12 protein-coding genes are annotated in these 14896 nt (G+C 37.5%); 8 read left to right on the top strand and 4 right to left on the bottom strand.

What is annotated here, in order from left to right:
* The first annotated feature begins 29 nt into the window (after positions 1-29).
* Positions 30-563: a hypothetical protein gene (locus ASG38_RS13070; RefSeq protein WP_056071791.1), complete on the top strand. Its 534-nt coding sequence runs from the start codon at positions 30-32 to the stop codon at positions 561-563.
* A gap of 259 nt (positions 564-822) precedes the next feature.
* Here ASG38_RS13070 and ASG38_RS13065 read toward each other — a convergent pair whose 3' ends face one another.
* Together ASG38_RS13065 and ASG38_RS13060 are read right to left on the bottom strand one after the other, a co-directional pair.
* Positions 823-1176 (bottom strand): hypothetical protein, encoded by a 354-nt coding sequence (locus tag ASG38_RS13065; RefSeq protein WP_056071788.1) that lies wholly within the window; start codon positions 1174-1176, stop codon positions 823-825.
* An 80-nt stretch (positions 1177-1256) separates the two neighbouring features.
* A complete protein-coding gene (locus ASG38_RS13060) occupies positions 1257-2231 on the bottom strand; it encodes a polyprenyl synthetase family protein (protein ID WP_056072503.1) in 975 nt (324 codons plus the stop codon).
* Positions 2232-2402: 171 nt separating this feature from the next.
* On the opposite strand from ASG38_RS13060, the gene ASG38_RS13055 reads away from it, so the two are divergent.
* From ASG38_RS13055 to ASG38_RS13035, 5 genes are all read left to right on the top strand, one after another.
* The gene (locus tag ASG38_RS13055) at positions 2403-3023 is read left to right on the top strand and encodes a TetR/AcrR family transcriptional regulator (protein ID WP_056071786.1); all 621 of its coding nucleotides are present in this window, start codon (positions 2403-2405) and stop codon (positions 3021-3023) included.
* A 19-nt stretch (positions 3024-3042) separates the two neighbouring features.
* Positions 3043-4380: a TolC family protein gene (locus ASG38_RS13050; protein WP_056071784.1), complete on the top strand. Its 1338-nt coding sequence runs from the start codon at positions 3043-3045 to the stop codon at positions 4378-4380.
* An 18-nt stretch (positions 4381-4398) separates the two neighbouring features.
* Positions 4399-5460 (top strand): efflux RND transporter periplasmic adaptor subunit, encoded by a 1062-nt coding sequence (locus ASG38_RS13045; RefSeq protein ID WP_056071781.1) that lies wholly within the window; start codon positions 4399-4401, stop codon positions 5458-5460.
* Between the two features lie 166 nt (positions 5461-5626).
* Positions 5627-8800 (top strand): efflux RND transporter permease subunit, encoded by a 3174-nt coding sequence (locus tag ASG38_RS13040; protein ID WP_056071778.1) that lies wholly within the window; start codon positions 5627-5629, stop codon positions 8798-8800.
* 147 nt (positions 8801-8947) lie between these two features.
* On the top strand, positions 8948-9505 hold the full coding sequence (locus ASG38_RS13035) for a hypothetical protein (protein ID WP_056071776.1): 558 nt from the start codon (positions 8948-8950) through the stop codon (positions 9503-9505).
* Positions 9506-9561: 56 nt separating this feature from the next.
* Here the strand turns inward: ASG38_RS13035 and ASG38_RS13030 are convergent, their stop codons facing one another.
* Positions 9562-9909 (bottom strand): toxin-antitoxin system YwqK family antitoxin, encoded by a 348-nt coding sequence (locus ASG38_RS13030; protein WP_056071774.1) that lies wholly within the window; start codon positions 9907-9909, stop codon positions 9562-9564.
* Positions 9910-10226: 317 nt separating this feature from the next.
* On the opposite strand from ASG38_RS13030, the gene aspS reads away from it, so the two are divergent.
* A complete protein-coding gene (gene aspS / locus ASG38_RS13025; protein ID WP_056071771.1) occupies positions 10227-11972 on the top strand; it encodes an aspartate--tRNA ligase in 1746 nt (581 codons plus the stop codon).
* Between the two features lie 33 nt (positions 11973-12005).
* Here aspS and ASG38_RS13020 read toward each other — a convergent pair whose 3' ends face one another.
* The gene (locus ASG38_RS13020; RefSeq protein WP_162239703.1) at positions 12006-13709 is read right to left on the bottom strand and encodes an AraC family transcriptional regulator; all 1704 of its coding nucleotides are present in this window, start codon (positions 13707-13709) and stop codon (positions 12006-12008) included.
* 403 nt (positions 13710-14112) lie between these two features.
* Between ASG38_RS13020 and ASG38_RS13015 the strand changes: the two genes are divergently transcribed.
* Positions 14113-14838, top strand: a complete 726-nt coding sequence (locus ASG38_RS13015) for a hypothetical protein (protein WP_157486176.1) — start codon at positions 14113-14115, stop codon at positions 14836-14838.
* Positions 14839-14896: the final 58 nt, after the last annotated feature.

The raw sequence follows: 14896 nt of genomic DNA, 5'->3' as shown, positions 1-14896 counted from the left end.
ATGTCTTAAACTTAACTTAAAATTTGGCCATGAAAATACTTAATCTTAACCATATAACAAAAACCTTGATGGCAGTTATTTTCCTGGCTGTTTCATCAAATGCTACTGCACAGCAAAATACGAACAATGATTTCCAAAGCAGGATACGTTTTGGAGGCGGATTAGGTCTTGGTTTTGGTTCAGGATATACAAATCTTTCCGTGGCTCCAAGCGCAATATATGACTTCAATCCCTATTTTTCAGCAGGTTTGGCATTGCAGGTAAGTTATGTAAGAGATAAAGACTTTTATGAATCCTATATCTATGGCCCCAGCCTTATCCTCCTGACAAATCCGATTCCCGAAATTCAACTTTCTGCAGAATTGGAACAGTTAAGGGTCAATCTGGACTATGACGATAAAGTTGGGGGTGGTTCTGACAATTTTTGGAGTACGGCACTTTTTCTGGGAGCCGGTTACCGAATGGACAATATTACGGTTGGTGCCCGATATAATGTTTTACACGACAGTGACAAAAATGTTTATAATGATGCTTTGATGCCTTTTGTGAGGGTTTATTTTTAAAGTGCTAAGACACTAAGATACTGAGATGCTAAGTTTGTGTGTTTTTTAAGGTGCTAAGGGACTAAGGCTCTGAGGTGCTAAGGTTGTGTATATTATGTTTAAAAGAAAACGTTATTAAAGGTAGGTTATGTATTTCCTTTTTGTGAATTAGCTTCTAAATTTTGTAGGTTAAAACCACATTCAAATTAATTCGAAATCATCTGGCTATAAGAGAGCTAAAGACCATAGAACCTTAGGACCTCAGCAACTCAGAAACTTTCTAAAGTCTATTTCGAAACCAAACTTTCTGCCATTCCCTTTTGAGAATAAGAAAAGTAATCTGTTCGGAAAGCTCTACCAAATCCGAGCCGTCTAATTTTTTGACCTCTACTTCAGGAACATCAATAATATAAAGCAGGTTCAGGTATTCTGCAAATTTATGCTGGATTAGCCTGTACACTTTTTCATGCAGTTGGATTTTCAACTCAACCGGCTTTGTACTCAACGGAAAATCAATCGGTTCGTTTGCAAAATTAAAGTCCTTGTTGACTTGTTCCAGTAATTTCAAATACAGGTTTTCTTTCTCTGCTTCAGAAAGCAAATCATCTGTATTTATGGGTGCAATAAAATTCATACTATTTTTTATAACCTTTTCGGTTTAACCCTTTCAGGGTTTGGAACCCTGAAAGGGTGTTTTATAATCAGCGTCAGATATTAAACTTTTCGACCCATCAAATTTTCGCCAAAAGCTTTCAATACTGCTTTTTTATCTTGACCAATATTTAATTTTTCCAAGGTTTCAAAAGCCTTAAACGTATATTCCTTAATAGCTTCCTGAGTGGCTTTTGAGGCACCGGTATGATTAAAAATTTCTTTTACAGAATTTATCTTTTCAGAATTGTCTGTTGGCTGTATCGAATACAGGTGCAGCAGCTGTTCTTTTACTTCCGGTGTTGCAAATTGGAGCGTCTTCAAATAAAGATACGTTTTTTTATTTTCAATTATATCACCTCCAACCTGTTTTCCAAACGTTTCCGGATCTCCAAAAGCGTCAAGATAATCATCCTGCAATTGGAAAGCGATACCAAGATTTAATCCGAAATTATAAATCGCTTCGCAGTTTTCAATAGAAGTTTCAGCGATAATCCCTCCCATTTTCATGGCAGCTCCAACCAGTACGGCTGTCTTGTATTCAATCATTTTCAGATATTCCGGAATAGTAACATCGTCACGGTTTTCAAAATCCACATCCCATTGCTGCCCTTCGCATACTTCAAGCGCTGTTTTGCTGAAAATCTTCGCTAATGCCTGAAAAATTACCGGCTCATACTGTTCAAAATACTGGTAGGCTAAAATCAGCATCGCATCACCGGAAAGAATACCGGTATTGATATTCCATTTTTCATGAACCGTCTCTTTGCCCCGACGAAGCGGCGCATCATCTATTATATCGTCATGAACGAGAGAGAAATTATGGAATACTTCAACCGCAAAAGCTGCAGGCAAAGCTTTCTTATACTCCAAATCAAAAACCTCTGCGACCATCAATGTCAATACAGGACGAATTCTTTTTCCTCCTAATGACAATATATACTGTATTGGTTCGTATAGCGATTTTGGTTCACCAACAATCTTCTGGCTCTCTAAATAATCTATAAAGCCATCCTGATATTCACTAATAGAATGCATAAAAATAATTTTGGCTAAAGTAAGGTATTCTTCATACCTCAACAAACTTTCGAAGTTCTAAAATTCACAGAGCGCGAAAACGTTTTTTGTTAAAGAAAAGTTAAATACAATTTGACAAATTTGTCAAAATAAATTATTTAATAATTTTGTTAAACAAAAATGTTAAACACTATGTACATTAAAAATAAAGATGAAGCTACTGAGGAATTGATTAAAAAAACTGCCAAGAAATTATTTTTTGGTGAAGGTAAATTTAATGCAACCACCCAGGAAATAGCTGATGCCGCGGGAGTTAACAGAACCTTGATAAATTATTATTTCCGTTCCAGAGATAAATTGTTTGAAATTGTTTTTGCAGATGCTCAGGAAAAAGAGCAACAAAGAACAGAATCTATTGTTTTTTCAGAATTGCCATTTAAGGCCAAAATTGAAGAATTTATTGATGATTCTTTTGTAATGGCGAAAGAATATCCCTACATGGAAATTTATCTGGTAACACAATTTAACCAGGGATGCTATTTTAAGGATGAAGAAGGAATGGAACGCATGCTTAAAAAATTCTACGAAGAATTGGTTGTAGAAATGGAAAAGGGAACCATCGAAAAAATGGAACCTATACAGTTTATAATTAATATGGTTTCCCTAATCTCCTTTCCTATTTCCATGCGTCCGCTTTTCCAAAAAACCATGCGCCTGACCGATGAAGAATATGAAAAAATTCTGGACGACAGAAAAGAAATTATAATGAATACCTTATTTAAGGAACAATCAAAATCAATCAATAATAAATAATTTAAATCAGATGAAGAGTATGAACAGACTCGCTATCCTGCTGATCGGATTCATTTTTTCGCAAGGCATTCAGGCACAGACCCGAAAGCTGACGCTAAAAGATGCCATCCAATATGCCTTGGAAAATAAAGCAGATGCTAAAAAGGCCAAGCTTAAAGTAGAGAACAGCGAATACCAAATCCAGGAAGTACGTTCCAGAGCTTTGCCACAGATTAGTGCTCACGGAAATGTGACCTACAATCCAATTTTACAATTAAATGCCTTGCCGGGTGACTTTTTCGGACAGCCGGGCACTACCATCTTAGCTCCTTTAGGACAAAAGTGGAGTTCTGTAGGAGGTGTTTCATTAACGCAAAACATTTTTGACCAGGCCGTATTTACCGGTTTGAAAGCAGCCAGAACGACCCGTGAGTTTTATCAAATCAATCAGCAGCTTACAGAAGAACAGGTAATCGAAAGAGTTGCCAACAATTATTATCAGGTTTTTGTACAAAGACAGAAGCTTACCGTAATTGACAGTAATTATGTGAATACCTCAAAAGTCAAAGAAATTATCAAAGGCCAGTATGAGAACGGGCTTGCAAAGAAAATTGATTTGGACCGTATTACTGTAAAATTGCACAATATCAATACGCAACGACAACAGTTAATCAATGAGGTGCAATTACAGGAAAACTCTTTGAAGTTTTATATGGGTATGCCAATTGAAACGCAAATCGAGATTCCGCAGACAGAATTTGAGGTTACGCCTCATGCGCTTTCAGAACAACCTGATTCGACCCAAAGAACGGAATATGCCTTACTGAAAAAACAGGAGCAACTTTTGGACTACCAAAAAAAATCTATTGTTGCTGAGTATTATCCCACTTTAGCTATTTCCGGAAGCTATAACTATATCGGACAGGGACCTAAATTGCCTTTAGGAGCAAAGTCTTCAGAAGGTGTTTACTGGTCAGACTATTCCATCATTGGCTTAGACCTGAAAATTCCAATCTTTACCGGATTTGGAACAAGAGCGAGAGTCCGTCAGGCTGATATTGAGCTGAAACAGGTTAAAGAAGATATGCAGGAAACAAAACTTTCTCTTGATTTGGCCTATGAGAATTCAAAAACGCAAATCAACAACAGTATTATCACGATAAACAACCAGAAAGAAAATGTGAGACTGGCTGAAGAAGTCCTAAGCGACACCAAAAACAATTATTATAATGGATTGGCTTCATTGACAGATCTACTTGACGCCGAGAACTCTTTGGTAGAAGCACAAAACAATTACAACTCTGCTTTATTGGATTACAAGCTGGCTGAAGTTCAGCTAATCAAAGCTAAAGGAGAGCTAAAAACTTTAATCAATTAAAAATCAATCATACAAAAGATGAAAAAATTAATATATATAGGTATTGGAATAGGCGTCCTTGGACTGTTTGGTTTCATTTTAATGAATAATAAAAAGAAAAACGAAGCCGAAACGGCAATCGTTTCAGAGAAAAATACCACAGTTGCTGTACGAACTGCATCTGTAAAAACTGAAGCTATCAACTCGGACTTCGTGGCAAATGGTAATTTTATTCCATCGCAGGAATTAAAATTCTCCGCAGAAAATTCAGGAAGAGTTATCAAAGTTTTGGTAGAAGAAGGAAGCCAGGTTCGAATTGGACAAACATTGGCTATCATAAAAGGCGACCAGCTTTCTATTGATGTACAGAATGCCAATGCAGCCTACCAAAATGCTTTAACAGACAGCAAGCGTTATGAAAATGCATATAAAACAGGTGGTGTTACACAACAGCAATTAGACCAGGCAAAACTGGCGCTTGTCAATGCTAAAGCAAAATTAGACCAGGCTAAAATTACTTATGGTGATGCAACAATCAAATCTTCCATTAACGGAATCGTAAACAAGAAAAGCATCGAACCGGGTTCTGTAGTAGCACCAGGGACAGAATTGTTTGAATTGGTCAACGTTTCAAAGCTAAAATTGAAAGTAGCCGTGAGCGAAAACCAGATTCCTGAACTAAAAGTAGGTTCTGTCGTTAAAGTAAAGGCAAGTGTATTTCCTGATAAGGAATTCTCCGGAAAAATTACTTTCATTGCTCCAAAAGCAGACGAATCATTAAACTTCCCTGTAGAAATTGAAATTGCAAACAATCCTGACAATGAAATCAAGGCAGGAATGTACGGAACAGCGGAATTTACATCAAAAGCGACACAGCAAAAACCGCTTAAGGTAATTCCTAGAAATGCTTTTGTAGGAAGTGTTAGCAGTAATCAGGTATTTGTTGTAGAGAACAATGTTGCAAAACTGAAAAAGATAGTTGCCGGAAGAGTTTTCGGAGAAAAAGTAGAGGTTCTTGACGGCTTAAACGATGGGGAAATTGTTGTTATAAGCGGACAAATCAACCTGACTGACGGAACAAAAGTAAATCCAATAAAATAGTTGACAGTTTAGTTCATAGTCGATAATTGATAGTGGATAGTTAATAGTGGATAGTTGACAAAAAAGTGACTTTTGACTTTACAACTTTCGACTTCCTCTCTTTTGACTTTACAACTTTTGACTTTATGACCTTTGACTCTAAACCTCAAGACTTTAAACTTATAAAATGAAAATAGCAGAAATATCAATCAAACGACCAACCCTTGTGATTGTGTTGTTTATCATTCTAACGCTCGGCGGTCTGTTTAGCTACAGCCAGTTGAGCTATGAATTGATCCCGAAGTTTGAAATAAACGTGGTTACGATTTCTACTGTATATCCGGGAGCCTCTCCTGGGGAAGTAGAAAATACGGTAACCAAAAAAATCGAAGACGCTGTTTCCTCTCTGGAAAACGTAAAGAAAGTAGAATCGAAATCTATCGAGAGTTTATCCATCGTTATGGTAACTCTGGAACCGGAAGCCGATGCCGATTATTCTCTTAACGATGCGCAAAGAAAAATCAATGCCATAGAAAAGGATTTACCGGAAGATGTTGACCCGCCTTCCCTGACCAAATTTTCTTTGAGCGACTTGCCGGTAATTACTATCGGGGCAACCGCAAAAATGGACGAAGTGGCATTTTATGATTTGTTAGACAAGAAAATCCAGCCTATACTTTCACGTGTAAAAGGTGTGGCTCAGGTGAACTTAGTTGGTGGTGAAGAAAGAGAAATTCAGGTAAGTCTTGACCAAAACAAATTAAAAGGTTACGGAATCTCTGTTCCGCAGGTACAGCAGATGATATTGTCTTCCAACCTTGACTTTCCAACCGGAAATATCCAGACAAGAGAAACTACTATGTTGGTTCGTCTTGCCGGAAAATACAAGAATGTAGAAGAAATGAGGAATTTAGTAATTTCCTCTAAAAACGGAATCCAAATACGTCTTGGCGATGTAGCCGATGTTCAGGATTCACAGAAAGAAGTTGAGAAAATTGCACGTGTCAATTCCAACAATGCAATTGTATTACAGGTTATCAAACAGACCGATGCTAATGCCGTAACGGTGAGTGAGGAGATTTATGCTGCTATTGCTAAAATTGAAAAAGATTACGAAAAGCAAGAATTAAAACTTAAAGTAGCCAACGATACTTCAGAATTTACACTGGCTGCGGCTGATTCGGTAATCCATGACTTGTTCCTGGCCGTATTCCTGGTAGCATTCGTAATGCTTTTCTTCCTGCACAGTATCAGAAACGCCTTTATTGTAATGGTCTCCATTCCGGCTTCCCTGATTGCTACATTTATTGGGATTTATATGATGGGTTATACCCTGAACTTAATGAGCTTACTCGGACTTTCATTGGTGGTTGGTATTCTTGTGGATGACGCGATTGTGGTATTGGAAAACATTTACCGCCACATGGAAATGGGTAAAAACAAAGTACGTGCCGCCTTTGACGGAACTGCAGAAATCGGATTTACCGTAACCGCAATTACATTGGTTATCGTGGTTGTATTCTTGCCTATCGCTATGAGTACAGGTCTGGTTGCCAACATTATTACACAATTCTGTGTTACCGTTATCATTGCTACGTTGCTATCCTTACTCTCATCATTTACTATTGTACCGTGGCTTTCCTCACGATATGGAAAACTGGAGCATATTACGGACAGAACTTTCTTTGGAAGAATAATCCTTGCTTTTGAGAGAGGACTTGACAAGTTTACGCATAAGGTAACTGATATTTTGAAATGGTCTTTGAAATATAAGAAATCAACTTTAGCTATTGTTGTTGTATTATTCTTCAGTTCACTTGCATTGGTTGGTGCCGGATTTATTGGAGGAGAATTCTTCCCTAAAATTGACCGTGGGCAGTTCCTTGTACAAATCGAACTTCCAAAAGATGCTTCTATCGAGCAGTCCAACTTTATTGCCCAAAAAGCAGAAGATTATCTAAGACATAAAAAAGAAATTGAAGAAATTGTAACCACTGTAGGACAAACCAGTGAAGGTTTTGGTGCGACACAGGCTACCGTTTACAAAGCAGAGATTGACGTGAAGCTGATTGATAAGTCACTTCGTGAAGACGGAACGTATATCTATGCGGCTAAAATGAAACGTGAATTGGAAAAAATTCTCGTGGGTGCCAAAATCAAGACCGTACCTGTTAGTATCATGGGAGGTGCCGATGAAGCTCCTATCTTCCTGACCGTTACCGGACCGGATTTAGAAAGTGCAACAGCCTTTGCCAAAAAAGCAGAAGCACAGCTGATGAAAATCAAGGGAGCTACAGAAATCAAACTTTCCGTAGAAGAAGGTAGCCCTGAAATTGCCGTTCAGGTTGACAGAGATAAGATGGCTGCATTAGGTCTTACACTACAAACTGTTGGAACAACCATGCAGACTGCATTTAACGGAAACACAGATGCTAAGTTCCGTGCCGGAGAATATGAATACGACATCAATATCCGTTTTAATGAATACGACCGTTCGAATATTAATAACGTAAGCGACCTGGTATTCATTAACGATATGGGACAGCAAATCAAACTATCTCAATTTGCAAGCGTTAAAGAAAGTTCAGGACCAAGCTTACTGGAGCGTCGTGACAAGGCAACCGCCGTATCGATTAAAGCACAGACCATAGGTAGACCTTCAGGAGACGTTGCTGCTGAATGGGAAGCGCAGTTTTCAAAACTGGAAAAACCAACAGGTGTAAGCTATGTTTGGGGTGGTGATATGGAAAACCAGGCAGAAGGTTTCGGTACGTTAGGAATTGCTTTATTAGCCGCTATTATTTTGGTTTATCTGGTAATGGTAGCTTTATATAACAGTTTCGTTTATCCGTTTGTGGTCTTGTTCTCGATACCATTATCGTTTATCGGAGCATTGATGGCGTTGGCACTGACCAACAACTCGCTGAATATCTTCACGATTTTAGGGGTAATCATGCTTATTGGTCTGGTTTGTAAAAACGCGATTCTTCTTGTCGACTTCGCAAACCACAGAAAAGCAGAAGGCGAAACGACATACATGGCACTGATTCAGGCGAACCATGCCCGACTTCGTCCTATCTTGATGACAACAATCGCGATGGTTTTCGGTATGGTGCCTATTGCATTGGCTTCAGGAGCTGCTGCCGAAATGAACAACGGTTTGGCCTGGGTAATTATTGGAGGTTTGATTAGTTCATTATTCCTTACCTTGATTATTGTTCCTGTAGTATATGCTATTTTCGATAGCCTGATTGCAAGATTCAACAAAGGCAAAGAACCTGTAAAATATGAGGAATTGATGGTAGCCGATTACGATCACAAAGAATTGAGTGACGACGGATTTACCGCAAAACACTCTTAAATAATCGTTCCAAAAACGAATTAACCTTGAAATTTCCCGGCTGAAAACCATCAGTCGGGATTTTTTTGCTCCTGCAAAAGCCTATTTTCTTGTCCGACCGGAATAAATCTCGGACACATTTTTTATATTGCAGTAAAATTTCATCCTATGAAAAAGATAATGGCACTTAGCCTTTTTGTTTTGATGCTTTCCTGCACTTCAGACAAAACCGAAACCGTAACGGTAAAAAACAAATATTCCGTAGAGCTGCCTTCCTTTCTTTCGGAAGCAAAAGGCCTGCATGACATGGCTTCATTACAATATCAAAATGCTTTCAAAGAGTTTTACATCGTAATCATAGATGAGCCTAAAGAGGAATTCGCCAATGCGGCAAAAGCCACAACCGAATTTACTCCCGATTTCAACGGTTATTATCAAATTTTAAGAGGAAGCCTGGAAGCGTCTATCAAAAATGGTGTTTTTACAGATACAAAAGACACTCAAATCAACGGACTAAAAGCCAAAACATTTACGCTGACTGGAAAAGCTGATGAAATTCCTGTTTTTTATGATATCGCTTATGTCGAGGGAAATGACAGGTTTTACCAGATTGTAACCTGGACGATAGAAAGCAGCAAGGAAAAATTCAAAGAACCTATGGACAAAATTATTGCTTCTTTCAAGGAAATTGGTTCCGGAAAAAGCAGTGACAGAAGTTTAAAATAAGAACAAAAAAAATCCATTAGAATACTAATGGATTTTTCTTTTGGAGATAATCAGATTTAATTTCTGTTTGCAAGAGCATCCTGCTTCCAGTTTTTTACCGTGGCAACTCTGCTGTCAGAATAATCAACTTCACTTAAATTATTATCTGTCCAAAAAAACCATTTCCCGGTCTTTGCACCGTTATTATATTCTCCTAAAGATTTTTTGTTTCCTGCCTCATCATAAGAAATCCATTTTCCGTGGACTTTCCCATCTTTATAGAATCCTTCCTGCATCACTTTTCCATTATCATAAAAATAGGTAGCCTTTACCATATTATCTACAACTTCATATTTATGATCCGCTTTTTGCGCAAAAACAACTCCAGAAACCAGCATCACTGCCATAATCAAACACTTTTTCATAATTCTGTCTTTTTTAGTTATTTACAATTCTCTAACAAATATAATTATTCCTTTACAATTAAAAAACTTTAACTTAACAATTTGGTAACATTGAGTAAAAACTTAACATTGGAATCTTCGTAAGTCCTACAAACACTGGCATTCACAAAATCCCCCAAAAAACACATCAATTGCTCAAAACAGAATAAAGAAGCAAAAACCTCAAAGAACATTGATTATTACCTATATAAATTTTATTTTTTCCACTCTTTATAATTTGAAAAATCATAATTCATAATTGACAATTATCACTAAATTTGCCATCTAAAATTTTGATAATGTATAGAAGTCATAATTGTGGAGAACTAAATGCTTCACATATTAATACAGAAGTTACGCTTGCGGGTTGGGTTCAAAAAACACGTGATAAAGGTTTTATGATTTGGGTTGACCTGCGCGACCGCTATGGAATTACGCAATTGATTTTTGATTCAGAAAGAACCGATGCTGCCGTTTTTGAAATGGCCAAAACATTGGGCAGGGAATTTGTCATTCAGGTAAAAGGAACTGTTATTGAAAGAGAGTCAAAAAACAAAAACATGTCAACCGGCGATATTGAAATTTTAGTTTCAGAATTAAGCCTGCTGAATGCGGCATTGACTCCTCCATTTACAATTGAAGATGAAACTGACGGTGGTGAAGACATTAGAATGAAATACCGTTACCTGGATATCCGAAGAAATCCGGTAAAAAACAGCCTGCTTTTCCGTCACAAAGTGACGATGGAAGTCAGAAAATATCTTTCAGACCTGGATTTTTGTGAAGTTGAGACGCCTTACCTTATCAAATCGACTCCGGAAGGAGCCAGAGATTTTGTCGTACCGTCAAGAATGAACGAAGGACAGTTTTATGCGTTGCCTCAATCCCCTCAGACTTTCAAACAATTGTTGATGGTTGGAGGTATGGACAAATATTTCCAAATCGTGAAATGTTTCCGTGATGAGGATTTAAGAGCCGACAGACAGCCTGAATTTACACAGATTGACTGTGAAATGGCTTTTGTAGAGCAGGAAGATATTCTGAATGTTTTTGAAGGACTGACACGCCATCTGTTGAAAGAAATCAAAGGAATTGAAGTAGATAAATTCCCAAGGATTACTTATGATTATGCCATGAAAACCTATGGTAATGACAAACCGGATATTCGTTTCGGTATGGAATTTGGCGAATTGAACGAAGTGGCACAACATAAAGAGTTTGCCGTTTTTAACAATGCCGAACTTGTAGTGGGAATTGCGGCTCCTGGCTGTGCTTCATACACCAGAAAAGAAATCGACAACCTGATTGATTGGGTTAAACGACCACAAATAGGCGCTACCGGAATGGTATATGCCAAATATGAATTGGACGGAAGTATCAAGTCGTCTGTTGATAAATTCTACGACCAGGATGATTTGCAAAACTGGGCAAAAGCCACCGGAGCAAAACCGGGCGATTTGATTCTGGTTCTTTCCGGCCCTGCAAACAAGACAAGAACTCAATTGAGTGCCTTAAGAATGGAGTTGGCAACCCGTTTGGGATTGAGAAATCCTGAAGTTTTTGCTCCACTATGGGTAGTAGATTTCCCTTTGTTGGAGTTTGACGAAGAAAGCGGCAGATACCACGCGATGCACCACCCGTTTACGTCTCCAAAACCGGAAGATATTTCCTTACTTGAAACCGAGCCGGGCAACGTAAGAGCCAATGCTTATGATATGGTCTTGAACGGAAATGAAATTGGAGGTGGTTCTATCAGAATCCATGATAAGGCAACACAGCAGCTAATGTTCAAATACCTTGGCTTTACCGAAGAAGAAGCCCGAAACCAATTTGGATTTTTGATGGATGCTTTCCAGTTTGGAGCACCGCCACATGGAGGACTAGCTTTTGGATTAGACCGATTGGTTGCTATTTTAGGAGGACAGGAAACCATCCGCGACTTTATCGCTTTCCCTAAAAACAATTCGGGACGCGACGTGATGATTGATGCTCCTTCTGCCATTGACGACAAGCAATTGGAAGAACTTCATATCCGACTTAAATAATAAAAGCCCCGAAATCGGGGCTTTTTTATGCTGCTAATTATTTAAATCTTTATTGAGCTCATTTAAAAAGTATGACGGATAAATGCCGGTAGAAGCAAAAAAGGCCTTTGAAAAGTGTTGCGGTGTGCTAAATCCGGCTTCATCTGCCAGGGCCTTAATAGTATAGTTTCGGTATCTGGACTGGCTTTTCAAAAGTTCAACTATATATTCAATACGCAAATCATTCAGATAGGTATTATAGTTTTTGTTCCGGTAATGATTGATAACCTTGGAAAGATAGTTAGCGTTTGTATTGAACGTTGATGCCAGATTCACAAGAGTGAGGTCTTTTTCTAAAAACTTTTTACGGCTTTCAAATTTCTCCAATTCTTTTACTATACCGGCTACAACATCGGGATTGATATCGAGTCCTTTCTTTTCTACTTCTTCTTTTTCAACAGCTATAGCCTGGGACTCTTCTTTTTCTGCCCCCATCAGCTCTTCAAACTTCTGGCGGTAAAGTTTTTGGTTACTATAATAACGATAGAAAAAATACAGTGTCAAAAAGAAAAAAACAGCCAGTGAAAAATACAATAGTAAAGTAGTCTTCTCCTTTCCAGCCAATTGTTTTTCAATTTCCTGTTTGGCCTGACGGAGTGCTTTGGTGTCATATTCCTTATGAATTTTCCCGGACATATATTTAAAATTCGCATTGAGCACGCTGTCTGCCTTCATCAGCCTGTTGATATAATAAAGCTGATTTTTCACATCTCCCTTTTCTTTATAATAGCCAACTAACAGTTCATAATTTTCCCTCAAATCAGGACGTATGTAATTTTTTTCGGCAAAGGCACGATCTACTTTTTTAAAATAAGGCAGTGCTTTTTGCTGTTGTCCCTGGTCCCAATAGCATTTTCCTATGTAAAAATAACCGACAGCTTCATTGGCAAAATCATTATTTTTTATGATTGCCGGTAATACCTGTTGTATATCATGGATTGCTTTTGGATAGTTTTTTTTAAAGTATTGGTTGATTCCTTCAGAATGGATGATATAATTCTGTGTCAGTTCCACATTCAGGCGTTTGGCTTCCTTTAAGGCAAATTCATTAGTTTCTGTACTTAAATCATATTTTCCGAGCCTATTATAAACCAATCCTAAAGAATGAAGCGAATTCAAATAGCCTCGTTGGTAATCATATTCGTTACTCTTTTTGAAAAAATCAACACATTCCTTCAGCAAAGCAAGAGCCTCATCATTAAATCCTAAATGAATCTTAATTCCCGCTATATGATACTTGAGTTCATATTTGAGATAATCATCGTTGGAACGGGAAATATAATCACTGGCTTTCAGGTAGAAATTCAAAGCCTGAACATAATCCTTGATAGAATAATAAAAATTCCCTTTCGAAATGTAAGCCGATCCGATGATAGGAGCATTATTGGTCATTTTTGCAGAAGCAACTATACTATCCGCATATATTGGTTTCAGACTGTCTGATACAAAAAAGATAGTATTGGAATATGCATTGACTATTTCATTCAGGTTATTTTCCTTTTTGGCTTTTGATAAATAGGAATCCAGATAAAAAAGCGCCTTTATAGTATCTTCTTCATAAAGGTCAATTCTATTATTAAGGTAGTCATAGGATTTATCTTCTAGGGAATCTGGCAGAGAAAATCCTTTTTGTTGTGAAAAAACAGGAATTGATAGCATCAAAAAAAGTATCAGGAAGATACCAAACTTATTTTCCATAAGAAATTTCTGCGGTTTTTTGATGTGCATAATATATTCAAATATGTAAAGAGTTATAAATGTAGCATAAAAAAATATATAAAACAGTAAAAATCTCCTGTTTTTAATTTCTGCAATGACTTCATCGAAACGATGATTTATTTTTTTAAAGAAATTAAAATAATTAATTGATAATCAATATTTTAAATCAAATAAAACGCGCTACGAATTCGCGAATTCGTAGCGCGTTTTTCGCGAATTCGTATCATATGCGCTTGCAAACGGAAAATTCACAAGATAGCTTTGTCAACGTAATCCTGAAGCAATTTTTGAAAACGGATTAAAAAAAATCGAGGGTTCTATGTCCGAATAAAAATGAACCCGAGAGCAAAATAATAACAACAAACCTAACACTCCCAATCACATGAAAAAGCTATTATCATTATCCCTGTTTTTATCACTCACATTTTTGTCATGCTCTACAGATGAGGATATCGAAATGAATGGAACAGAATCCGGTACATCTGCTATCAATCATAAAAAGGAAAATCCACACAGCTGGAGTCCACAAAATACTGCGAATTCTTATGACAACGCCGGGATTTTATACCGCCAGATCCTTGAAGAGTATTACACCAACACCCCTACTAATACTACTCCTTCACAAATCATATTTGATATTGAATCTATTGCCAATAATTTTTCAGAGTTCGACCCAATGAAGAACAATAACTATTCTCCAATTGCTTACAATAATATTAATTGGATTTTAAGCACTGACGAAAGTTATCACACGGCAATCAGCAATAACAACAATCTATCTGTTACCGCTAAAAATCAATTAGAGAATCTTGCTGCTGCCCTAACACAAATGATAGATAGTGAAGCGACAGCAAAAAGCATCCACGATTACATTGTCGGTTTTGAAGTCCTCATATCGTCCAACACTGTTTTAACAGCTAATGATAAAAAGGCAATCCTTACTTCCAGCTCAATCGCCAGACATGCCAATTACCTGCGTAGAAAAGGAAGGAGATGGGACATCCACCATGGAATAACCGGTTCAATTTACGGCAGTAATGAAAATATGGCAAAAGCCATCACAACAGCAGCCAGTGTAAATGCTATTGCGAATACCATCAATGAATAACCTGAAAGTTAAGTTGTTTAAGTAAATAAAGTTCAACCAAAACCAATCAAAATGACCA

Origin of the sequence: Flavobacterium sp. Leaf359 (assembly GCF_001423985.1) — a bacterium.
Lineage (GTDB): Bacteria > Bacteroidota > Bacteroidia > Flavobacteriales > Flavobacteriaceae > Flavobacterium > Flavobacterium lindanitolerans.
This window is presented reverse-complemented; position numbering and strand designations above follow the sequence as displayed.

Bases quoted from the DNA above. Each gene is read 5' to 3' on its own strand.
- ASG38_RS13030 (WP_056071774.1), bottom strand. From the start codon at position 9,909: ATGAAAAAGTGTTTGATTATGGCAGTGATGCTGGTTTCTGGAGTTGTT.
- ASG38_RS13060 (WP_056072503.1), bottom strand. From the start codon at position 2,231: ATGCATTCTATTAGTGAATATCAGGATGGCTTTATAGATTATTTAGAG.
- ASG38_RS13050 (WP_056071784.1), top strand. From the start codon at position 3,043: ATGAACAGACTCGCTATCCTGCTGATCGGATTCATTTTTTCGCAAGGC.
- ASG38_RS13020 (WP_162239703.1), bottom strand. From the start codon at position 13,709: ATGGAAAATAAGTTTGGTATCTTCCTGATACTTTTTTTGATGCTATCA.
- ASG38_RS13035 (WP_056071776.1), top strand. From the start codon at position 8,948: ATGAAAAAGATAATGGCACTTAGCCTTTTTGTTTTGATGCTTTCCTGC.
- aspS (WP_056071771.1), top strand. From the start codon at position 10,227: ATGTATAGAAGTCATAATTGTGGAGAACTAAATGCTTCACATATTAAT.
- ASG38_RS13065 (WP_056071788.1), bottom strand. From the start codon at position 1,176: ATGAATTTTATTGCACCCATAAATACAGATGATTTGCTTTCTGAAGCA.
- ASG38_RS13045 (WP_056071781.1), top strand. From the start codon at position 4,399: ATGAAAAAATTAATATATATAGGTATTGGAATAGGCGTCCTTGGACTG.
- ASG38_RS13055 (WP_056071786.1), top strand. From the start codon at position 2,403: ATGTACATTAAAAATAAAGATGAAGCTACTGAGGAATTGATTAAAAAA.
- ASG38_RS13070 (WP_056071791.1), top strand. From the start codon at position 30: ATGAAAATACTTAATCTTAACCATATAACAAAAACCTTGATGGCAGTT.
- ASG38_RS13040 (WP_056071778.1), top strand. From the start codon at position 5,627: ATGAAAATAGCAGAAATATCAATCAAACGACCAACCCTTGTGATTGTG.
- ASG38_RS13015 (WP_157486176.1), top strand. From the start codon at position 14,113: ATGAAAAAGCTATTATCATTATCCCTGTTTTTATCACTCACATTTTTG.